This window comes from Kushneria indalinina DSM 14324, from assembly GCF_003385845.1.
GTDB classification, from domain to species: Bacteria; Pseudomonadota; Gammaproteobacteria; order Pseudomonadales; family Halomonadaceae; genus Kushneria; species Kushneria indalinina.
The window spans coordinates 451,773-474,471 of the sequence record NZ_QRDJ01000006.1 but is presented as its reverse complement, the minus strand read 5'-3'; the positions used below and the strand labels follow the sequence as shown (position 1 = coordinate 474,471).

At 61.1% G+C, this 22,699-nt stretch carries 15 protein-coding genes; 8 read left to right on the top strand and 7 right to left on the bottom strand.

Annotated features, from left to right (window positions below; translation table 11 throughout):
* The first annotated feature begins 108 nt into the window (after positions 1 to 108).
* Positions 109 to 1,407, top strand: a complete 1,299-nt coding sequence (locus tag C8D72_RS02215) for an exonuclease SbcCD subunit D (RefSeq protein WP_115852770.1) — start codon at positions 109 to 111, stop codon at positions 1,405 to 1,407.
* Positions 1,404 to 4,712, top strand: a complete 3,309-nt coding sequence (locus tag C8D72_RS02210; RefSeq protein WP_115852769.1) for an AAA family ATPase — start codon at positions 1,404 to 1,406, stop codon at positions 4,710 to 4,712. The genes C8D72_RS02215 and C8D72_RS02210 overlap by 4 nt, the downstream gene beginning before the upstream one ends.
* 81 nt (positions 4,713 to 4,793) lie before the next feature.
* Here the strand turns inward: C8D72_RS02210 and C8D72_RS02205 are convergent, their stop codons facing one another.
* On the bottom strand, positions 4,794 to 5,372 hold the full coding sequence (locus tag C8D72_RS02205; RefSeq protein ID WP_115852768.1) for a hypothetical protein: 579 nt from the start codon (positions 5,370 to 5,372) through the stop codon (positions 4,794 to 4,796).
* Positions 5,373 to 5,696: 324 nt separating this feature from the next.
* On the opposite strand from C8D72_RS02205, the gene C8D72_RS02200 reads away from it, so the two are divergent.
* Entirely contained in the window at positions 5,697 to 6,716 is a 1,020-nt protein-coding gene (locus C8D72_RS02200) for an alpha/beta fold hydrolase (protein WP_115852767.1), read from the top strand.
* Between the two features lie 27 nt (positions 6,717 to 6,743).
* On the opposite strand, the gene nfi is transcribed toward C8D72_RS02200, so the two are convergent.
* The 4 genes from nfi to C8D72_RS02180 all read right to left on the bottom strand — a co-directional run bounded on the left by nfi (position 6,744) and on the right by C8D72_RS02180 (position 11,826).
* On the bottom strand, positions 6,744 to 7,472 hold the full coding sequence (gene nfi / locus C8D72_RS02195) for a deoxyribonuclease V (protein WP_115852766.1): 729 nt from the start codon (positions 7,470 to 7,472) through the stop codon (positions 6,744 to 6,746).
* Between the two features lie 168 nt (positions 7,473 to 7,640).
* Complete coding sequence (locus tag C8D72_RS02190; RefSeq protein WP_115852765.1) at positions 7,641 to 9,362, bottom strand: DEAD/DEAH box helicase; 1,722 nt, start codon at positions 9,360 to 9,362, stop codon at positions 7,641 to 7,643.
* 455 nt (positions 9,363 to 9,817) lie between these two features.
* Positions 9,818 to 10,828, bottom strand: a complete 1,011-nt coding sequence (locus tag C8D72_RS02185; RefSeq protein WP_115852764.1) for a glutathione S-transferase family protein — start codon at positions 10,826 to 10,828, stop codon at positions 9,818 to 9,820.
* Positions 10,829 to 10,938: 110 nt separating this feature from the next.
* Positions 10,939 to 11,826: a LysR family transcriptional regulator gene (locus tag C8D72_RS02180; protein WP_115852763.1), complete on the bottom strand. Its 888-nt coding sequence runs from the start codon at positions 11,824 to 11,826 to the stop codon at positions 10,939 to 10,941.
* A gap of 761 nt (positions 11,827 to 12,587) precedes the next feature.
* Between C8D72_RS02180 and C8D72_RS02175 the strand changes: the two genes are divergently transcribed.
* Entirely contained in the window at positions 12,588 to 14,183 is a 1,596-nt protein-coding gene (locus tag C8D72_RS02175; protein ID WP_115852762.1) for a peptidoglycan DD-metalloendopeptidase family protein, read from the top strand.
* Between the two features lie 86 nt (positions 14,184 to 14,269).
* Here the strand turns inward: C8D72_RS02175 and C8D72_RS02170 are convergent, their stop codons facing one another.
* Entirely contained in the window at positions 14,270 to 15,730 is a 1,461-nt protein-coding gene (locus C8D72_RS02170; protein WP_211308744.1) for an efflux transporter outer membrane subunit, read from the bottom strand.
* 104 nt (positions 15,731 to 15,834) lie between these two features.
* Positions 15,835 to 17,598 carry a DUF748 domain-containing protein gene (locus tag C8D72_RS02165; protein WP_170140464.1) on the bottom strand — a complete coding sequence of 588 codons (1,764 nt, stop codon included), beginning with the start codon at positions 17,596 to 17,598 and terminating at the stop codon, positions 15,835 to 15,837.
* 357 nt (positions 17,599 to 17,955) lie between these two features.
* Between C8D72_RS02165 and C8D72_RS02160 the strand changes: the two genes are divergently transcribed.
* The 4 genes from C8D72_RS02160 (at position 17,956) to C8D72_RS02145 (ending at position 22,653) form a co-directional block, all read left to right on the top strand.
* Positions 17,956 to 18,324: a hypothetical protein gene (locus C8D72_RS02160; protein ID WP_115852759.1), complete on the top strand. Its 369-nt coding sequence runs from the start codon at positions 17,956 to 17,958 to the stop codon at positions 18,322 to 18,324.
* Positions 18,325 to 18,337: 13 nt separating this feature from the next.
* A complete protein-coding gene (locus tag C8D72_RS02155) occupies positions 18,338 to 20,185 on the top strand; it encodes an ABC transporter ATP-binding protein (RefSeq protein ID WP_245955117.1) in 1,848 nt (615 codons plus the stop codon).
* 140 nt (positions 20,186 to 20,325) lie between these two features.
* Positions 20,326 to 21,606: an oligosaccharide MFS transporter gene (locus tag C8D72_RS02150; protein WP_115852758.1), complete on the top strand. Its 1,281-nt coding sequence runs from the start codon at positions 20,326 to 20,328 to the stop codon at positions 21,604 to 21,606.
* Positions 21,607 to 21,639: 33 nt separating this feature from the next.
* The gene (locus tag C8D72_RS02145) at positions 21,640 to 22,653 is read left to right on the top strand and encodes a LacI family DNA-binding transcriptional regulator (protein ID WP_115852757.1); all 1,014 of its coding nucleotides are present in this window, start codon (positions 21,640 to 21,642) and stop codon (positions 22,651 to 22,653) included.
* The last annotated feature ends 46 nt before the right edge of the window (positions 22,654 to 22,699 follow it).

The window sequence follows — 22,699 nt, the reverse complement described above, 5'->3', positions numbered from 1 at the left end:
ATCGGCCCTGTCATTACATCCTCGATGCCCGCATGATTTCCACCATCGCTCGATCACGGCCGAAGGATTCCATTACCCTTGGCTCCTCTCTCATGACGGTAGCGTTTGATGAAACTGATCCATACCGCTGACTGGCATCTTGGCCAGCGTTTTCACGGCCAGTCGCGCCACAACGAACACCGCCACTTTCTTGACTGGCTGCTGGATACGCTCGACGAGCGAGCGCCCGACGTTTTGCTGATCGCCGGCGACATCTTTGATGTCACCAATCCCTCCATGGCGGCCCAGTCACTGCTCTACGATTTCCTGATCGGTGCGCATGAGCGCCTGCCGCAGCTGACCATCGTCATGATCGCCGGCAACCATGACAGCGGCGCGCGCATCGAGCTGCCCGCCCCGCTGCTGCGTCGCCTCAATACCCATGCCCTGGGGCGCATCCTCTGGCATGACAGCGGCGAGCCCGACGTGGACCGTCTGATGGTGCCCCTGCCGGACAGCCACGGCGTCACCCGCGCCTGGTGTCTGGCACTGCCCTTTCTACGCCCGGCCGAAGTCACCGGCATCGTGCCCGACGCTTCTGGGCAGGTGGTCGGGCAGGAAGGTGAAGAAGCACCCGGCACACCCGGCGACAGCTACGTTCGCGGCATGGTGCGCGTCCATGAGGCACTGTTTAAGGCCGGCGCTCAAAAGCGCGAGCCGGGGCAGGCGCTGATCGCCATGAGTCATGCGCACCTGCATGGCGCCAGCGTCTCCGAACACAGCGAGCGCCCCATCGTGATTGGCGGTGAAGAGTCGCTGTCGGCATCGCTTTTCCCTGAAGAGATCGCCTATGTCGCCCTGGGCCATCTGCACAAGCCGCAGCGCGTGGGCAGCGATCATATCCGCTACAGCGGCTCGCCGCTGGCCATGGATTTCTCCGAGACCCATTACCCCCATCAGGTGCTGGAAGTCACCCTTGAGGGCGAACACCTCAAGGAGGTGACATCCCTGCCCATCCCGCGCGCCGTGGCCATGCACCGTGTGGGCCCACTGCCGCTGGAGGACGTTCTCGACACGCTGACAGGCACTGACTTGCCGGACGACACGCAAACCGATCTGCCGCGCGAGCAGTGGCCCTGGCTGGATGTGCGCGTCGTGCTGGACGCCCCTCGAGTGGATCTGCGCCCCCTTATCGAGCGCGCCCTCAAGGGCAAGGCCGTGCGCCTGGTCAGTATCACCACCCGGGTCTCGCAGCCCCAGCCATCGCAGCAGGCGCATGAATCGCTCGACGCGCTGGGGCCGGCGGATCTGTTCAGCCGTACCTGGGCGCGCGAGTATGGCGAGGCGCCGCCCGATGAGGTCATGCAGGATGTTCAGACCCTGCTGCAGGAGCTGCTTGACGATGAGCCGCCCGAGGAGACCCCATGAGAATTCTGGCCCTTCGCCTTCACAATATTGCCTCACTGAGTGGCCCGCACACCATCGACTTCACCGAGCACCCGCTCGACAACGCCGGGCTCTTTGCCATTACCGGGCCCACCGGCGCGGGCAAGAGCACCCTGCTGGACGCGCTGTGTCTGGCCCTTTATGGCAGCACGCCGCGCCTTCGCACCGCCCCCGGGCGGGACTCCGTCTCCCCCGATGTCGGCGAGGAGACCCTGACGACTGCGGATGCGCGTACCCTGCTGCGTCGGGGGGAAAGCAGCGGCTATGCCGAGGTCGATTTTCGCGGCCGTGACGGCGGACACTATCGGGCCTGCTGGCGCGTGCGACGGGCGCGCCACAAGGCGGATGGCAAGCTGCAGGGCGTCGAACAGAGTCTGATGTCGCTGCCGGATCAAAAGGTCATCACCTCGCAAAAGCGGGAATTCGATCGCCTGCTGCCGCAGCACCTCGGCCTGAGCTTCGAGCAGTTCACCCGCGCTGTGCTGCTGGCGCAAAGCGAGTTCAGCGCCTTTTTGAAAGCCGATGACAACCAGCGCAGCGAGCTGCTGGAAAAGTTGACCGACACCGACATCTATTCGCGCCTGTCCATCGCCGCCTTTCAGCGCACCCGCGCCCGTGAACGCGACGTGGCCGAACTGGAGGCACAGCTCGGCCACCAGGCGCCGGCCGACCCCGAGACACGCGCCACGCTGGAACATCGCGCCGCCGAGACCCTGGCGCAGCTACAGCAGCTGCAGACCCGGCAGCAGGCACTCAAGCGCGAGCAGGCCTGGCATGCCACCGATGAACAGCTTGAATCACACTGGCACAGCGCCTGCAAGGCTCATGAGCAGGCGCTGAATGAACGTCATGCACAGGCCGGGCAGCGGCAATGGCTGTCACGTCTCGATGCGCTGGCGCCCGCACGGCATCTGTTCCAGCAGCACGAGACGCTGACCGAGGCGCTCAAATCACTGGACTCTCGTCTCGGCACTACACAGGAACACCTCGCTGCCGCCAACCGCCAGCGCGACGAGGTCATTGAACAGCACGAGGCGCACCGGTCCCATCTGGAGACGCGGCGTCAGCACTACCGCCAGCAGCAGCCACTGATGGAACAGTGCGCCCTGGATGAGCAGCGATACCGCGACCTCCTCCAGCGCGCCCGTCACACCGAGCAGCAGCTCGAAGAACAGCGCCAGGCCCTGTCGAATCAGGAGACGGCGCTGGCCACCTGTCGGCAGAAGGAACAGCAGCAGCGATGCTCGCTCGAGGCAGTCGACACACGACTTCAGGCGCTCACCGACGGCGCTGAATCCTTCACTCAGTGGCGGGAAGCCACCCAGAACCGGCTGGATCAGTTTCGTCATAAACGACAGGCGCTGGACGATCTCGGGCATGCCCACGACCACTGGCATCAGCTGGAGCAGCGCATCCAGGCGCTGGACGCGCGTCAAAGCGCGGATCAAAAGACGCTTGAAGCGCTGCGCGAAGAAGGCACCCGGACGCGCACGAGCCTTGATCAGCAAAGGACGACCCTTGAGCAGCTCGAAAAGAGCATTGCGAGCCTGCGCGCGGCCCGCAGTGACAGCGTGCCCGCCATGCGCGAAGGCCTTGAACCGGGCTCGCCGTGCCCGGTGTGTGGCAGCCATGACCATCCCTATGCAGACCATCCGCCGCCTCAGCCCGCCCATGCCATGCTGCTGGCCACCGAGCGTGAAGAGCAACGCCAGCTTGAAGAGGCCCGCCAGACCCGCGACACACTGGATCAGCGCTGCGCCGAGCTGCGGGGGCGCTACAGCGAACTCAACAGCCATCTCACGCAGCGACATGCAGAGCTCGAGACGCTCACGGCGCAGCGAGGCGAAGCCCGGTACCGACTGGATGCCTGTCGCGAGAGCGAGGCGCTGCTGAGCGTTGCCCCGGAGAGCCGCAGCACCTGGCTCGAGACCCGACAGGCCCGGATCACGGAGCACCATGACAGGGAAGCCGAACGCCTGGCATGTTTTGACCGGGATTACCGCACCCGAGCGCCCCTTCAGGAGCAGCTGCACACCCTGGAGGTCGAGGCCACACGGCTGGAGGCCGGGGTGGCTCCGGTTCGCGCACAGATCAGTACGCTTGAAGAGACCCATGCCCCGCTGGTCAGCGAGCGCGACAGGCTGGGCGGCGCACTCGAGACACAGCTTGGCCACTATTCAGACGTCGGCGCCTGGCGTGAGGCACTCGATCGCGACATCGAGACATGTGAGCAGCAGCTCGCCTCTACCCAAAAGCAGCTGGCATCGTGTGACGAGCAGTGTCGCAAGCGTCAGCAGGAGCACCTGCAGCTTCAACAGCAGCGCGAGGACCAGGGCCTTGCCCGCGATAACCTGTCACAGGACATGGCGCAGTGGCGCGAAGCCCACCCTGACATTGACGATGACACTCTGACCGCACTGCTGGCCTGGACGCCCGAGCAGCATCAAAAGCTCACACAAGACATGGCGGCCACGGATCAGCGCCTCAATGAGGCCCATCTGCTGGGCCAGGAGCGTCTGGAGGTGCTCCTGCGTCACCGCCAGCACTACGGCGAGCATGCCGTGCAGGTCGATGCCACCGTGCCCAGCCAAAACGACACGCGTACCCTGAAGGCGTGGCGCAATGAACGATTGACGGCGCTGGCCCATCATCAGGCGAGCCTTGAGACGCACCTGCCGCAGGCCCAGAGCGCGCGTGATGAGGCCGATCATGCCCTGCGCCATGATGACCACTGCCGCGACCGGGCACGCGAGATCGAGCAGGCGCTGGCGCAGCATCGGCGCGAAGTGACGCGCTGGGGTCGCATCTCGGGATTGATCGGTGCCTCTGATGGCAAGAAATTTCGCCGCATCGCCCAGGGCTGGAATCTGGAGCGGCTGATCGAGCATGCCAATATCCATCTTGAAAGCCTGGCCCGACGCTATCGCCTGGCGCGCGGCGGCAGTGAGCTGGGGCTTTTGGTCATCGATACGGAGATGGGTGACGAGCGCCGCTCTGTCCATTCGCTGTCGGGCGGGGAAACCTTTCTGGTCTCGCTGGCACTGGCGCTGGCACTGGCCTCGATGGCGTCCAACCAGCTCACCATTGAAACCCTGTTTATCGATGAAGGCTTTGGCAGCCTCGACCCTCAGTCGCTGTCACAGGCCATGGATGCGCTCGACGCCCTGCAGTCACTGGGCCGCCGGGTGGGCGTTATCTCGCATGTGCAGGACATGCATGAGCGCATACCGGTGCAGATCAGGGTCGCCCCCCGCGGCAACGGACAAAGTGATATCAGCCTGAGCTAACGCCCTGTATGAAGGGCGAAAGAACTGGCTTTCAGCCATAAAAAAGGGCCTCCGCAGAGGCCCTTTTCATCTGGCGAAGATTTACAGCGCCAGCCAAACGGCCAGTACCAGAATCGCCAGCAGACCCAGGTAAAGGGCAACGCGGACCATCGGCTTGAACTCGAGCGCCGGGATACTGACCAGCGAGAGACGCGAGAACCTCAGCAGGCACCAGATCACCCCCAGCACCACCAGGATGACGATGAAAAACGGCAGGCTGATGCCGATGAACAGCGCCTGCCACTGCGGCACCGTATTCACCGCTGTCGGGCTCAGCATCAAAAAGAGTGTGCCGCCCAGCGCAAAAAGACCGATATCAAAGGTCGTGCTCAAAAGACGCGTACCGATCACCTTTAGCGAACGGGTCACCGGATTGTCACGCATCAGATCCCGCGCCATGAAGGCAATGACGGCAAAAAAGAGCGAGACCAGCCCCAGCGCGCTCCAGTAGGAAGAAAAACCGACGCCTTCGGCCGTGTTGCTGCCGGTGGAAATACCGGTCATCGCGGCATTGCCCCCGTCGCCATTGAGCTGATGTTGCATCAGCCACTGAGCCAGACCACCGATCAGGATCCAGAGAACGATGGTAAAAAAGAAATCGCCAATACCTTTTTTCTGCATGGCCAGGGGTCCTTTGATTGCGATGGGCGTAGTGGATTCAGGCGTTCTATCATGGCAAACAAACGAATACTTCGACAGCACTGTGTGCCGGCCATGCCGGGATACAGGGCCTGCATGTCGCCTGTGATAAAGGATCATGACAGATCGAACCATTCGGGGTCGTGCCCGAGCGTGCGCCTGCAGATCTTTAGGGGAGCTTAAAAAGCCACACCGGCCTCATTGTGCCCTGCCATTTTTTGCCAGACTGGAGAGCCGTCAAATGATGGATATCTGGCAACTCCACGACAACGACATCGCCCAACGATACCTGGCAAGGAATATTTCATGCGCTCTTTTCTGCTGGCCCCACTATTCATTTCCCTGGCCCTGCCTGCCATGGCCGCCGATAACACCTCTGAGGATGGGCCGGTCTACGGTCCCCGGCTGGAAGGTTTCGACTACCCCTGGGAGCTGCATCGCTTCGAGCTGAACTCCCAGCAGCAGTCGCTCGAGATGATGTACATGGACGTGGCCCCACAGGGCGATCCCAACGGGGAAACGGTGGTCCTGATGCATGGAAAGAACTTCTGCGCCGCGACCTGGGAGAGCACGATCAGGGCGTTGACGCAGCAGGGCTATCGCGTGATCGCGCCGGACCAGATCGGCTTTTGCAAATCCAGCAAGCCGCAGCACTATCAGTACAGCTTCCAGCAGCTGGCCAACAACACCCATGCCCTGCTCGACCATCTCGAGATCGACAATGCCACCATCATGGGCCACTCCATGGGCGGCATGCTGGCCACACGCTATGCGCTGATGTATCCCGAAGCCACGCATCAGCTGGTACTGGTCGACCCCATCGGGCTGGAGGACTGGAAAGCGAAGGGCGTGCCCTGGCAGTCCGTTGATGACTGGTATGAAAGTGGCAAGCAGGCCAGCGCCGAAAAGATGCGAGAGTATCAGCAGGAGACCTACTACGCCGGTGAGTGGGAACCCGAATATGACCGCTGGGTCGAGATGCAGGCCGGCATGTATCGCGGCGAAGGGCGCGACATCAACGCCTGGAGCCAGGCGCTGACCTACGACATGGTCCTCACCCAGCCGGTCGTTTACGAGTTCGAGGATCTTGAGGTCCCCACCCTGCTGGTGGTCGGCGATCAGGACAATACGGCCGTCGGCAAGGGGCTGGCCTCCGAGGAGGTCCAGAAAACACTCGGGCACTACGACGAGCTGGGCCCGGAGATTGCCGAGCGCATTCCGGAAGCCACCTATGTCCACTTCGAGGACCTGGGCCACTCGCCACAGGTACAGGCCCCCGAGCGCTTCCATGACGCGCTGCTTGAATGGCTTGGTCAGAACCGCTGAGTTCTATACCCGAGATAACGGTATACCTCAGAGCGGCAGGTTATCCTGTCCGGATGCGGCGTCCTCCTCCGGGCGCCGCGTTTCAGCGGTACGGCGAGAAGCGATGCGATCGGCCTGACGGGTGGGTTCCGGCAGCTTGTAGCGGGTCAGGCACTGCATGACCCAGCTGATCGAGGTTTCAAGCGACAGTCGGTGGCCGGTGGAGATATAGAGCGGCTTGACCCGTTCGCGGGTGCGCAATACGCCCCCGATGGTCTCGTTGCGATGTCTCAGCGGCACCCAGCTGCCCCGTGCTTCCGGCACCTCGTCATGCTGACCGCACAGGCGGCTCTTGCCCACGCCGATGGCCGGCATGTCCAGCCACAGTCCCAGATGGGCGGCGATGCCCAGCCGACGCGGATGGGCGATGCCCATGCCGTCCACCATCAAAAGATCGGGCGTGATGGTCAGCTGCTCAAAGGCTTCCAACGCCGCCGGCAGCTCGCGAAAGCTCAAAAGCCCGGGAATATAGGGCATTGTCGTGGGCGTGCGATGCAGAACGCGCTCCACGATCTCCAGCGACGGCCAGCGCATGACCACGATTACCGCGCGCGTGATGTCACCACCCTCTTCAAAGCCGATATCCACCCCGGCGATATGCTCGACTTCGCCGATCTGATCGCTGCAGTTGATACGCGGTGCAAGCGATTTCTGTAGCGCGATGGCGGTGTCGGGGTCGACGGTCCACTCATGCAACGGCTGACGTTTCGATGTCATGGTTCCTCCTGGCTGTTGCCTGAGCGTAGACAACCCCACTCACCCGGTGCCAGCCGCCCTTGCCGACGAGGCTTTTGCCGGATGCAAAAAGGCCCCCTGCCGATGGGCAGAGGGCCTTTTGTATTGCTGTCATGCCGGAGCGCCTGTCAGCGCACCGGCATCACGGCCTCAGGAGGCCTGCTGGCGACGATCGTCACGACGCGGACGCTGCTCGCGACCTTCGCTATCGCCTTCGGGGCGACCGCCGTCCTTGCTGATCTCGAGCTGGCGACCGCCGACACGGGCACGCGCCATCTTGGCCAGCACGGTCTCGGGCAGGCTGGTGGGCAGTTCGACCAGGCTATGAGTCTGGCGAATATCGATGCGACCGATACGAGCGCCTTCGATGCCACCTTCATTGGCCAGTGCACCGACCAGCTGTCCCGGCTTGATGTTATCGCGATGGCCCACGGCCAGACGATAGCGGGTCATGCCTTCCGACGGACCGCCCTGGCGACGCGGGGCACGACGCTCACCGCCACGCTCGCTGCGCTCGCCACGTTCGGGGCGCTCGCTGCGCGGGTTGGATTTCGGCAAAGAGCGAATCGGCGGCTCACCGGCACGCGCCAGGCTTGCAAAGACACAGGCCAGATCGATCGGATCGATGCCCTCTGCCATCAGCGATTCGACCATCTCACGCTGATGCTCATGACCGCGCTCGAGCATGGCCTCGGCACGCGCCTTGAACTTCTCGTCGCGATGCGCACGCATGGTCTTCTCGTCGGGAAGCTCCATGATGTCGATTTTCTGGCCGGTGGCCTGCTCGAGCCAGCGAATCTTGCGCACTTCACGGCCACCGGCAAAGGCAATCGCCGTGCCTTCGCGGCCGGCGCGGCCGGTACGACCGATACGGTGAATATAGGCTTCGGTGTCGTGGGGCATGTCAAAGTTGATGACATGCGTGATACGCGGCACGTCAAGACCACGGGCGGCGACATCGGTGGCCACCAGCACGTCGACCTTGCCCTTTTTCAGGCGCTGAACCGTGCGCTCACGCAGGCTCTGATCCAGATCACCGGACAGCGGCGCCGCGGCGATACCACGGGCGACCAGCTGATCGACCAGCGTGGTGCAGGAGGCACGGGTACGCACGAAGACGATGGCAGCATCAACCGGCTCGACTTCGATAATACGGGCCAGCGCTTCAATCTTGGCCGGACCTTCCACACGACAGACGCGCTGCTGAATGGTGGTCGTGGCGGCACGCGCTTCGATCTGTACGGTAACCGGATCGACCAGATAGCGGCTGACGATGCGTGAAATTTCCGGCGGCAGCGTGGCCGAGAAGAACACGCGCTGTGCGTCGGTCGGAGTATCCTTGAGGACGCGCTTGACGTCGTCAATGAAGCCCATGCGAAGCATTTCGTCGGCTTCATCAAGCACCAGCGCGTTCAGGCCGGTCAGGCTCAGCGAGCCGCGATCCAGGTGGTCGATGACACGACCCGGCGTGCCCACGACGATCTGACCACCGCTTTTCAGGCCGCGCATCTGTTCACGGTAGTCCTGACCACCGCAAAGTGTGACGACCTCAAGGCCCTTGATGTTCTGGCCGTAGCGGCTGAAGGCCACGGCAACCTGCTGAGCGAGTTCGCGCGTCGGGGCCAGAACCAGCACCTGCGGTTCACGACGCTCAAGATCGAGCTTGGAGAGCAGCGGCAAGGCAAAAGCGGCCGTCTTGCCGGTACCGGTTTGCGCCTGACCCAAAAGGTCAGCGCCTTCCAGAAGCGATGGGATGGTCTGCGCCTGAATGGGAGACGGCGTTTCGTAGCCCAGGGACTCAAGAGATTCAAGAACAGCAGGCAGCAGCGCCATGTCACCGAAATTCGGCGAGGCAACGGAAGTAGAAGTCATGTCACACCTTATAAGCCGGCATTGGGCCGGCGGGGGAAAATGTCTGGTCGGGAGGCATTCATCAAACGATAGACATATCGGATGGTTCCCGGACCGGTCGCACTCGTATCGTCATGGCTGGCTCACACTACGGGCGAGCCAACAGCGATATCCGTGGCATGTGGCGACCGTTATTGCATCTGGGCAACACGTCATACGCGGCGACCGACAGGTCATGGCAGTCACTGCCTTCGTATGGTGCCCAATGCTCCATCGATGCGTGGGCGCTTTGGCGCCTTGGAGAATCGTCCCCTACGCAACGGCAGTCTCAATGGGGGCGAATCAGCAGAGATGGCAGGGTCTTCACAAGCGAGGTGGACACAATCTATCACAGCGCGGCTGTTTGTGCACGCCGAAAGTCGAAGACAGGCGAGCAGCCAGGGGCCATCATGGCGATCGTCCCTGGCCGCTGCGTGTTATTGGACAGAGTGCTGCCAGATCCCCTTGCCCGGTAGTCGCTCGCGGTCATGGGGTCGATCAAGGTCAAGCTCGGGGCCCAGGGGGACAATGCCATTGGGATTGATCCCTGAATGGCTGCCGTAGTAGTGACGCTGGATGTGCGTCATGTTGACGGTCTCGGCCACCTCCGGCCATTGATAGAGCTCGCGAAGATAGTTTGAAAGTGCGGGATAATCCTCGATTCTTTTGAGATTGCACTTGAAGTGACCGTAATAGACGCTGTCAAAGCGAACGAGCGTGGTGAAAAGCCGGATATCGGCCTCGGTCAGATACTCACCGGCCAGATAGCGGCGCTCATCAAGCAGGGCCTCCAGGCGATCCAGCGTTTCAAACAGCGCCGTCACATGCTTTTCATATACTTTCTGCTCGGTGGCAAACCCGGCCTTGTAGACCCCGTTGTTGACCCGGTCATAGACCTCATCATTGATGCGATCGATCTCTTCACGCAGCGGTGCCGGATACAGATCAAGCCGATTGCCGGTCAGCTCGTCAAACGCGGTATTGAAAATACGCATCAGATCGGCAGATTCATTGTTGACGATGCGCGATTTCTTCTTGTCCCACAGCACGGGCACGGTCACGCGTCCCGTGTAATGCTCATCCGTCAGGGTATACAGCTGGTAGTGGCGGCGTACCCCGTTGATCGGATCACCGCTGGAGCCTTCGTCCAGCTCATACGTCCACCCCTCATCCAGCATATACGGGCTGGTGACAGAGACACCCATCAACTCGGACAGCCCCTTCAGGCGACGCATGATCAGCGCACGATGCGCCCATGGGCAGGCCAGCGACACATAAAGATGAAAGCGATTGGCGCTTGCACTGATGCTGCTCTGCCCTTCGGGGCCGGGCACACCATCGGGGGTGACCCAGTCACGCAGCTGTGCTGACTCGCGAACAAACTCGCCGTTATTGCTTTTGGTGTCATACCAGCGGTCTACCCACTGTCCATCGACCAGTAATCCCATGGCAGTCTCCTTGCCCGGCGATCTCTCCGGAAAATTCATGTTCGGGCCATGAGAATAGCCGCTTCAAATGCGGTTGACACAAAAAGCGATCACATCACACGCCCTGCTTTTCAGACTCGAGCGCGAAACTCCAGGCGCAGCGCCTCGGCCATGGCCTGCACGCCAGGCCCGGCACCTTCTACATCATTAATGTACAGGGAAAGAGGAACCTCTCGAATACCGCCGGCCTGCAGCGGCAGTGCCTTGAGCTGCCCACTGTCCAGCAGGGGTTGTACACGGGCCTGCGACACCCAGGCAAAGCCCAGCCCCCGGACCAGAATGTCCAGGCAGGTCGCCACATGAGACACGGTCCAGCGCTGCTCGGCCTTGAGCCAGCCGCTATCGTTTTGTTCACGTCGGGCAGAGTCGCGGGTCACGATCTGGCGATGCTGACGCAGATCACGCAGATCCAACGACCGGCCCAGCTGGTGAAGGGCGTGATCGGGATGCGCCACGGCAATGAAGCGGATGGCCCCCAGCAGCTCCCCCAGATAGCCCGGCACCGGCAGACCGCCGATCAAAAGATCCACGCGGTTGTCCAGCAGCATCTCCACACCCCCGTTGAGCACCGCCTCATGAAGCTGGACCCGCGTGTGGGGATACCTGGCAGAAAAGCGATCAAGGGCAAGGCACAATGTCTCCGGCGCCAGGATCTGATCGATCGCGATGGTAATCTCGGCCTCCAGACCGCCTGAAAGGCTATCGGCGACGGCCTCAATGGTATCGGCACTTTCCAGCAACTGACGCGCCCGGCGCAGCAGCATCTCCCCCGACTCGGTAAGACGCAGCTGTCGTGCGCTGGTATCCAGCAGTTGAACGCCCAGCTGGGTTTCGAGTTTATGGACCGCATGATTGATGCTGGAAGGGCTTTTATGGATCGCTTCTGCAGCGCGTGCAAAACCGCCATGGTCGACCACTGCAGCCAGCATTTGCCATTGAACCAGCGTGACTCGAGACATGTTACATCCTGTCAACTCATGGAAGTATCGGCAGGCTTACCCCTGTCCACATGATCAATTCTGCACTGAAAATTTCTTTCCAATCAGACGTCTAAATGCTCTGATCGGCACACTTGAAGCTGGTTCAGGGACGTAAACAATATTTAATCATGGCAGCCAAAACACATAAAAAAAACTTTATCACTATAACAAAACACTACATTCTGGATTTAATCGGCGTTCATTAAATCAGGGTGATGTCTTATTTTTGAGTTCCATTCTTAAAAATGGACAAGTTTTTTTGCTCTTTCATCTTTAAATAAAGAGGGCTCATTTCGGCATATGAAGACCAAATAAAGCTTCCTTTAAAATTGCCCTCTCAACCTTTGCTGTTTATATATACAGCATCAAAAATGAGGAAGATTTGGTTCTCCCTACCCTTTTCCAACGGGAAGACGCCGGGCCGTCAGAGCGACAGTCATGCGGCGGAGGCGGCAATAGGCATGCCCGACCGGGGTGACATACCCTTCCATGTAAAGGATTATACTTGTACAAGCATTTCACAATAATCCTCTGTCAATCATCGCCGGTGGCAATACCCTTTAATCTATAATAAAGGTTATCAATTATTGATATTCGGACTAGGCATGTCGCTGACCATGAGGTAAGGTAATCCAGCCTTTATCCCTTTTATCTATCTGTATACGGCGCTCATAATCATGTTGCGAATTTTCAGTTCGCTACCCCGCACGCACAGGCTCTTATTGCTACCGGTTACCGCCATGGTCGGCGTGTTGGGTGCACATCAGCTTTACCAGAATACGAACACCTCAGCTGCTACCGATGCCACGGTGGCAGAACTCCAGCAGGTCGCCCAGCCCATGGGCGTCGCACTTGCTGCCACGACACAGGACCAGGCACGCGCCTTTGGTCAGCCGACGCACCTCGAAATTGCCGGCGCGCTGGCGCTCGCTGCGCCTGCCTCTGAAAGAATGGACCAGCTCAATGTCGAGCGGGCCCTGGCCGTGGCTTCCAACCTTGCTTCCATGAATGCTGGCGCAGCGCTGGATAGCAATGAGAAGACCATTGCCAGCGCTGATCATGTCACGGGCATGGGCAACGGTATGGAGGGGCATACGTCCTATGTCGACAACTTCAACGACGACGACACCGAAGACTTTGCAGGTTCCGCCGATGGCAGCCTGAGCGGTCAGTTCTCCCTCAGCAGTCAGATCGAAACCCGTGAGCCCTATATCCCTGAATGGCAAACCTACAAGGTACAGTCAGGCGACACCTTCGCAGAGCTTGCCGAACACAGTCTGGGGCTGGGCTATAGTGAAGTGCTCAAACTGATCGACGATGCGCCCGACAAGAAGGCGCTGACCAACCTGCGTGTCGGCCGCGATCTGGATTACAAGGTCGACAAGGACGGACATCTGCTGGCGCTTCGCGTCATGAAAAACACACGCAGTGGCTATCTCTTCGAGCGCGAAAATACGGATGAGCGCTTTAGCGTCAACGACATTGAGCGTACCGGTGAAGCAACACAGCGCCTTTTTGCCGGCACGGTCAGCGGCAGCTTCGGCTCTTCCGCCCGCGCTACCGGCCTTTCCAGCGGCGAAGTGGCCGAGCTGATCTCGGTGCTGGGCAAAAAGCTCAACTTCAACCGCTCGGCGCGTGATGGCGATAAATTTCAGGTGCTGGTCGAATCGGACGTGATCGATGGCAAGCCCTACGACTCGCGCATTCTGGCCGCCCACTACGAAGGCCGGGACAAGCTCACCGTCGTGCGTCATGACGGGGATTACTACACGCCCGACGGTCAGGGGCTTGATCCGGCCTTCAACCGTTATCCCTTCAAGGGTCAGTATCGGATCAGCTCGCCGTTCAACCTCAAGCGTCGTCACCCGGTCACGGGTCGTATTTCCCCGCACAAGGGGACCGACTTTGCCATGCCGGTCGGCTCCACGGTACGCGCGCCGGCCGATGGCCGCGTCACCAGGGTGGTCAGTCATCCGCTGGCAGGCAAATATATCGTGATCACCCATGACAACGGCTATCAGACCCGTTATCTGCACCTCTCCAAGCCCGAGGTCAAACCCGGCCAGCGCGTCAAGATGGGCCAGGAGATCGCCAAATCGGGCAATACCGGCCGCAGCACCGGCGCGCATCTGCACTATGAGATCATCGCCAACGGCTCTCAGGTCAACGCCATGCGCGTCAAGTTACCCGGCGGGCGCTCCCTGTCCGGCCAGGAGCTGGCAAGCTTCAAGACCGAATCAAGGGAACTGCTGGCCAAGCTTGAGAGTGCCGACAACACCCGTGCCGTCGCCCAGGTCCATCATGATGACAACAGCGATCAGGATGACGAATCCTGATCGTCACCTTCCATGATGACCGTCATAAAAACGCCCCTTCAAAGGGGCGTTTTTTTGTCTGCTGTTTCGGAGTTTTGTTTGCCGTCTCAGGAGCCGGTCAGGTCAGGACTCGGGCCAGTTGTTTGCGGATTGGGGGCCTGCGGATAGCCCCCCGAGGCATGCGGTACATCAAGCCGGTCATCGAAGCCGCCGCCCAGCGCCTGGACCAGCTGAATCGAGGTGTCCACCAGCTGGCTGTTCAGACTCGCCAGCGACTGCTGGGCACTCAGCAGCTGCTGCTGTGTACTCAGCACCTGCAGATAGTTGGTGATGCCGGCCTGGAAACGTTCGAGCGCCAGATCAAAGGCCTGTTGTGCATTATCGCGCGCCTGTACAAGCGATTGACGCTGGCGATCCAGTGATTGTACGGATGTGATGGTATCGGCCACTGTGCCCAGCGCCGAGATGACGGTCTGGTTGTACTGCGCCACCGCCAGGTCATAGTCGGCTTCGGTACTGTCCAGATTGGCCCGAAGGCGTCCGCCCTCAAAGATCGGCAGTGACAGCGCCGGCGAGACGCTCCAGCTTTTGGCCGGCTCCGCGAAGAAATAGCTGCCCAGCCGCGAGCTGAAACCGGCCATCGCGCTCAGGTTAAGGTTGGGATAGAACTGCGCCTTGTCCGCCTTGATCTGCTGGGTCTGGGCCTCGACCCGCCAGCGTGCCGCGACGACGTCCGGGCGTCGTCCGACCAGCTCGGCCGGCACGACCGAGGGCAGCGACAACAGCGCCGGCGACAGCGACTGTGGTCGCTCAATATCGAAACCACGATCAGGCCCCTTGCCCAGCAATATGCCCAGCGAGATCCGGTCACTGCGAACGGCCTGCTCCGCCGACTCCAGCGACTGTCGGGCACTGGACACGCTGGAGCGCGATTGGAGGCGCACCGACTGATCACTCAGCCCGGCCTGCTGAAGCTGCTGGTTGGTGGTATCGATGGCCTGGGCGCGCTCAAGCTCCTGGCGGGCAATATCCAGCAGCGCATAATCCCCTGCCAGCTGTACATAGGCCCGGGCCACGTTGACCGAGAGCGTCAGTGCCGCCTCATGCAGATCAATTTCAGTCGCCCGGGCCTCGCCCAGTGCCGCCGACCAGGCCGCACGACGCCCGCCCCAGAGATCCACGTCGTAGCTGAAGTTCGATGAAAGGCCCCGCGTGGTACTGTAAATATTGCCCTGCCCCTGGGGGTCATCGACTTCCGATACCCGGGAGCGTGACAGCTCGGCCGAGCCATCCACCGTTGGCAGACGCTCGGCGCCCGCCTGGCCGACCGCGGCATTGGCCGAGCGCAGGCGCGCCTGAGCCACGTCCATATCGGGAGAATCCGCCAGTGCCTCCTGAATCAGCGCCTCCAGGTGCGGGTCGCCGAGCACATTCCACCACTGGCGATCGGGCCAGTTGGCCGAGGAGATGGTGACACCCCTGACGGCCTGAAGTGCCGATAGCTGATTGAGCGACACCATTTCGCCCTGAGGTTCAATGCCCTCGTAACCGGCACAGCCAGTGATCATCGCTGTCAGCAAAAGTCCAGCCGCACCGGGTCGTACGCCACGCCCCCATCGGGGCCATTGCCCGCTATCCGTTTTCATTCCGCCTTTATATCCTCGTACGACGCTCAATCATCGCGTGGCTCGGTGACCACATGCGACATGGGCCCTTCGGTATAAGCCCTTGCACTTTCGTGTGTCTCATCACTATCACCACCGTTGATCATGGCACCGAGCGTGTCGATGGGCGACGTCACCATGTTCTCCAGCGCCTCGCCGATGACCTGCCAGACCACCTTGCTGACATCAACCCCCGTCCCTTCAACTGAAGCATCAATGGGGATGTCGAGGTTGATAACACCCTCGTCACCCTGCAATACATCGATCAGCTTTTTCAGCGGCAGGGACGTATCGCCCGCGGGGACCTCTTCTCCCAGATCAAGCTGACGCAGTACGACATGGTTATCGGCAACAAGATGGCCATTACGAAGCCGGTAGCTCAAATCAAGGTCCGCATTGCCCTGTTCGATCCGGTATCCGCCAAAACGCTGGATGTAGGGAGCAAAACGTTCAAGCGGCAGACGATCGACCACCAGGTGCATCACGCCCGAGGGCTCTGCAGCATTAAATTCGCCTTCGATGATGACCGGTGTCTGCTGGCTTTCGAGCCCCTTGAAGGAGAAGCTGGCCGGTGCATCACGACGTGTATCAAAGTCCTGCATGGTGCCCTCGAGTGAATCGATACTCAGGGTCACCCTGGGTGACATGTTGCGATCCTCGAAATTGAAAACACCTCCCGAAACCTCCATGTGTCCCAGCCCGACCGCCATGCCGCTGTCCTGCTGCGCGTCGCCCTGGGGGGAATCATCATCATGCTGTGCCTCGGCCTGTTCCGCGCCACCGTCCTGTGACGACGAGTCTTCAGATTGCAGGCCCAGCGATGTCGTGAGGTTGAAATCCCCCTGCTCATCGATAATGGCCATCATCGATGAGCCTGACATGGACAGGCGATCAGCGCGCAGATGATCCCCGGTCAGCAGGTCCATACCTGCAAGCCGGGCCTGATCAGCACTGAACAACGGCCGGCCACGGCCATCAAGCAGGGAGACCGAATTCGTATCCAGATCCCCCTGCCACTGCAGCTGACCCTGTCTTGCCTCACCAAAGGCAAGCGTTCCCTGACCGCTCAACGTGCCTCTATCGATCTGTACGGCACTCATTTGCGCAAGCCAGGGGTTGATCAGGGAAAGGCCTATCTGCTGGCTCTCCACTTGTAGATCACCGGTCAGGGGGCTTAAACCAAACTGCCCCCTTACACTGAGCTGTCCTCCGTTCAGGGTGCCTGTCGCCTGCCCCCGCATGGGAGATGAGGTCTGGCTGCCATAGCCTTCAAGCGTCAGCGCCAGCTCGGTCACCGACAGCTGCGTTGGCGGCGACTGATTCTGGTTGATCCAGTCAATTCGACCCTGCCCCACGCTGATGCGATCAATGCTCAGCGCGGTACTCTCGCCGGAATCGTCACTGCCCAGCTGTGTGATGTTGAGCTCGCCTTCAGCGGTTTGCACCAGATGCAGACGAGGACCGTCCAGATCAATACGGTTAATATGAATGCCTGACGCCCAAAGCGTACGCCACGCCAGCGTGATCTCGCCTTCATCGACATGAATGACCGGTGTCTCGCCATCACCAATGCTCAATCCAGTCAGTGACGCCGTCGCCGTAAAGGGATTGAAGCTCAGGTGATTCATTGTGACCGACTGACCGGTAGTGTCGCTGAGCCTTTTGACCGCCCAGTTTTTCAATGCCCAGGGCCCGGCGAAATAGATGCTGCCGGCCACTAGCACGGCAATACCGGCGGTAATACCCCAGCCTCTGCGATGCCCGATAGCCATGACCCATGCTCCTGCGTCGTTGAAAAAAGCGGCGTATAGGCGTGAAAAAGACCCGTGCGTCGACGGGTCTTTGATACCGCGATGGTGATGAGGATAGCATGCCAGCGGGCAACGCCTGGAAGGCGTTACTGGATGGTCTGCTACGGCATCAGGCATCAACCTGCCCCCTTGCCCTGCCGTTATTGTTGTTGCCGCAGTGCGGCACACTCGCCGACTGCCTTCATCAGAGGGATGCCGCATGACGACATTTTTCTTCATGGCTGACAGTCTTTGGCGTGTTTTTGTCACAAAATGCACTAAAATCATATAAAGGACATATTGGGCATCACGTGCCCGACCAAGAGTGAGCGTGACGTTATGATCAGTCTGCTATGGATAGCATCCCTTGCCATCGCTCTGGGCGGTTACGGCCTGTGGCGAGGGTTTTCACGTGACATCTGTCTCGCCGTGATGCTGATCGCGTTGGGCGTGGCCGCCGCAGCCCTGATTATCATCAGCAGTGTGGCCAGCCTTCTGGTGGCAGGCGCCATGGTAATCATCAGCCTGGGCGTCTGCGTCCGGGAAGGCCAGCGCGGCAAACCGGCGCCCGGGCCTCGCCAGACCAGACGGTCGTCGGTCACCCCCCTGTTCCCCGCGCTTGTTCACCTCTGGCAGGGCAATATCAGGACGCGCCGCGCGCCTCGTCAGGGCGCCACCCTCAGAAAGCGTTCACGTCAGCTCTTGTGATACCGATGTAATCATGCCGCGCCCCCACCTCAAACATCGCCTGGCCGCCGTACCGGGCGATGTTTTCAATGTCTTTCGCTACACCCGCCGGGCACTGACCCTGGTCTGGCAGACCTCGCGCGTGATGATGCTGGGCCTGGCGCTGGCTACCCTGGTCGCGGGTGTACTGCCGGCCGTGGTGGCCTGTGTCGGCCAGCTGATCGTGGATGGCGTGGTCACGGCGATGAGTGCTTACCCGGATCAGGCCACGGATCTATCGACCGTACTGTCCCCGGTGCTGTCTCTGGTGGTGATCGAAGGCGTCCTGATCGCCCTGATGGCTCTGGCCCAGCGCGTGCTGGAAGCGCAGCAGTCGCTTTTGCGTGCGCAACTGGGGCAGAAGGTCAACGTCATGCTGCTCGACAAGGCCGGTGAGCTGTCGCTTGCGCAGTTCGAGGACTCCGAGGTCTATGACCAGCTCACTCGTGCCCGTCGTGAAGCCTCGACGCGGCCACTGGCGCTGGTCACCAAAACCTTTTCGCTGTTGCAAAACGCCATCTCGCTGGTGAGCTTCAGCGTGCTGCTGGTGCAGTTCTCCCCCTGGGCACTGTTGATTATTGTCGTTGGCGCCCTGCCCGTGTTTGCCTCCGAGGCCAAATTCTCCGGCGACGCCTTTCGCCTTTTTCGCTGGCGCTCGCCACAGATGCGCGAGCAGCGCTATCTCGAAACCCTGCTGGCGCGCGAGGACAGCATCAAGGAGGTCAAGCTCTACGGTCTGGAACGCCTTTTTCTGGCGCGCTATCGCGCCATCTTTGACAACCTCTACAGTGAAGAGCGCCGCCTCACGCTCCGGCGCACGCTTTGGGGCTTCGTGCTGGGGCTTCTGGGCACGCTCACCTTTTACGCCGCCTATGGCTGGGTGGTGCTTGAAACCATTATCGGCACTCTGACGCTAGGGCAGATGACCATGTATCTGCTGGTATTCAAGCAAAGCCAGGGGGCGCTGTCGGCCAGTCTCACCGCGGTCAGCGGCATGTTCGAGGACAACCTCTATCTCTCCAATCTTTACGAATTCCTCGAGCAGCCCACCGAGCGGGAAGCCGGCACGCTGACCGAAGGCGACACGCCAGGCGATGGGCTGCGCTTTGAACGCGTCAGCTTTGCCTACCCCGGCGGCGAGCAGGTACTGGAAGATATTTCACTGCATCTGATTCCCGGGCAGAGCCTGGCACTGGTGGGCGAAAACGGCTCCGGCAAGACCACGTTGATCAAGCTGCTGACCCGTCTCTATCATCCCAGTCACGGCCGCATCCTGCTCGATGGCAGCGATCTGCGCGACTGGGACAGCCAGGCGCTGCGTCGACGGGTCGGCGTCATCTTTCAGGACTTCGTGCGCTATCAGTTTTCCGTGGGCGAAAATCTGGGCGTGGGCGACACCCACGCCTTCGCTGATGAAGCCCGCTGGCAGGCGGCCGCACAGCGTGGGCTGGCCGATGACTTTATCCAGCGTCTGCCCTCCGGCTATCACACCCAGCTTGGGCGCTGGTTCAAGAACGGTCAGGAGCTCTCCGGCGGCCAGTGGCAGAAAATTGCGCTCTCAAGAGCCTGGATGCGTGAAGGCGCCGATATTCTGGTGCTCGACGAGCCCACCGCCGCCATGGATGCCGCTGCCGAGGCCGCGGTGTTCCACCGCTTTCGCGAACACAGCCGTGATCGCACCTCGATTCTGATTTCACATCGCTTCTCGACCGTAAGAAGTGCCGGTGTGATCGTGGTCATGGATCGCGGCCGCATTATCGAGCGCGGCAGTCACGATGAACTGATCGCCGCCCGCGGGCGCTACGCCGAGCTGTTCGAGCTGCAGGCCGCGGGCTATCGCTGATCTCCCTCCCTGCCTCTGCCTGACCCTCCCTGGGCAAAAGTCGTAAAGACAGACCGAAAGCCGCTCCCTAGAGTAGCGTGACAACGTTGTCACAGCCGATGAAAGGCTGATCGTTTCGCTCGCTGCACGGAGAGACTGGCTTGACACATTTTTTCGGTATTTCACTGACCCGCGCTTACCTGCAGAGCTCCTTCAGCCTGCTGCTGTTTTTCGCCTCCTGGGGCATCTGGTGGTCCTTCTTCCAGATCTGGCTGACCAGCGAGGAGAACGGTCTGGGCCTGGACGGCACCTCGGTGGGCATCGTCTACGCCGCCAATTCGCTGGCCACACTCTTTTTCATGATCGCTTATGGCACCCTGCAGGACCGCCTGGGGACCCGCCGCCATCTGGCGATTCTGGCTGCCAGCGCCGCCTCACTGGTAGGGCCCTTCATGATCTGGGTCTACCGCCCGCTGCTGGAGAACAGTTTTGCACTCGGCGTGACCGTGGGTGCTATTTTCCTGTCGGCCGGGTTTCTGGCGGCCTTTGCGCTGTTTGAGGCGATCGCCGAGCGCATCAGCCGTCGCAGCGGCTTTGAATATGGTCAGGCGCGCATGTGGGGCTCGGCAGGCTACGCCGTGGTCGCGTTGCTGGCAGGCTTTCTGTTTACCCTTGATGCGCGTCTGATCTTCTGGATGGGCTCGCTGTTCGGGGTTGCCCTGCTGGTGATGCTGCTGGTCTGGAAGGCGCCGGTCGAGGCACAATCGCCCACCGAGCACGAGCAGCAGGTGCCCTCGCTGCGCGACATGATCGACGTGTTCAAAATCGGCACGCTGTGGAAGCTGATTATTTTCGTGTTCTTCTCCTGGACCTTCTACACCGTCTACGACCAGCAGATGTTCCCGGAGTTTTATACCCGACTTTTCGACGCTCCCGCACGCGGCCAGCAGTTCTACGGCATGCTCAACTCGGCGCAGGTGTTTCTGGAGGCGGCCATGATGGGGCTGGTGCCGCTGCTCATGCACCGCATCGGGGTGCGCAACACCATCCTGCTGGGGGCGCTGGTGATGTTTCTGCGCATTCTGGGCAGCGCGGTATTGCAGGATCCGATACTCATCTCGCTGGTCAAGATGTTTCACGCCATTGAGGTGCCCCTGTTCGTGCTGGCGATCTTTCGCTACTTTACGCTGCACTTCAATCCGGCGCTGTCGGCCACGCTCTATCTGGTCGGCTTTCAGATTTCGGCGCAGGGCGGCAACATCATCCTCTCGCCGCTGCTGGGCATGCTGCGCGACAGCGTCGGGTATCAGACCACCTTCTCCATCATCAGCGCGATCGTGCTCGTCGCCGGGCTCTATGCGTTCTTCGTGCTCAAAAGGGATGACGAGGATGTCTACGGCGAGCCCTTCGTGAGCGACGCAGCCACGGCGCAGCCGGCCTGATTCGGTGAGAGAGGCGCATCGCAGGGGCAATACATGGTGTCGATCAAGGACGTGGCACGCCACGCCGAGACCTCCTTCAAGACCGTCTCGCGGGTCATCAACGGCGATCAGCGGGTGCGGCCCGCGACCCGCGAACGGGTCAACGAAGCGATTCAGGCGCTGGGATATCGGCCCCACAGCGGGGCCCGCATGATGCGCAGCGCCCGCTCCAATATCATCGGCTTTCTCTCCGACCGCGTCACCACCCAGCCCCACTCGGGGGACATCCTGCGCGGCGCCCAGCAGATGGCCGACGCACACGGCCGTCTGCTGTTGTTGTTCAATATCGATGGCGAGGCCGGTGACGACCACCGACGACGCGCCTTTGAACTGCTGATGGAGCAGCGCGTCGACGGCCTGCTCTACGCCTGCGACTACCACCGCGACGTCGAGCTGCCCCCGGAGATGCAGCAGCTGCCCGCCGTGCTGGTCAACGGCTTCAGCACCACCACGGCCCTGCCCGCGCTGGTGCCCGACGAACGCCTCGCCGCGCAGCAGGCCACCCGTCTGCTGCTGGCCGAAGGGCATCGACATATCGCCTTTCTGGCGCCCAACCCGCGATCGGTGGCCACACCGCTGCGCACGGCAGGTTTTCATGACGCCCTGATCGAGGCCGGGCTCGAGCCTTCATTGATGCCGGTTATCACCGCCTGCGTGGGGACGCCAGGCGGCGAAGAAGAATATCGGGTCGAGACGGCACTGGTACAGCTGATGAGTGAGGCCACCCCGCCCACGGCGATTCTCTGCGGCCAGGACCGCATCGCCCTGCAGCTCTATCTGGCGCTGGCACGGCGCGGACTGTCCCCCGGCCGGGATCTGGCAGTGGTCAGCTTCGATGATCAGCAGCCCATCTCGGGGGCGCTGACGCCGTCGCTGACCACCATGGCGCTACCGCATCTTGAGATGGGCCGCCGGGCCATGACGCTGCTGCTCGACGGCGATCCACCGCCTGAAACAGTGACCATCCCCTTCTCGACCACGCTGGGGCGCTCGCACCGGCGCGCCTGAATACCTCGTGACGGGCGAGCACTGACACCGGATTTATCAACCCATT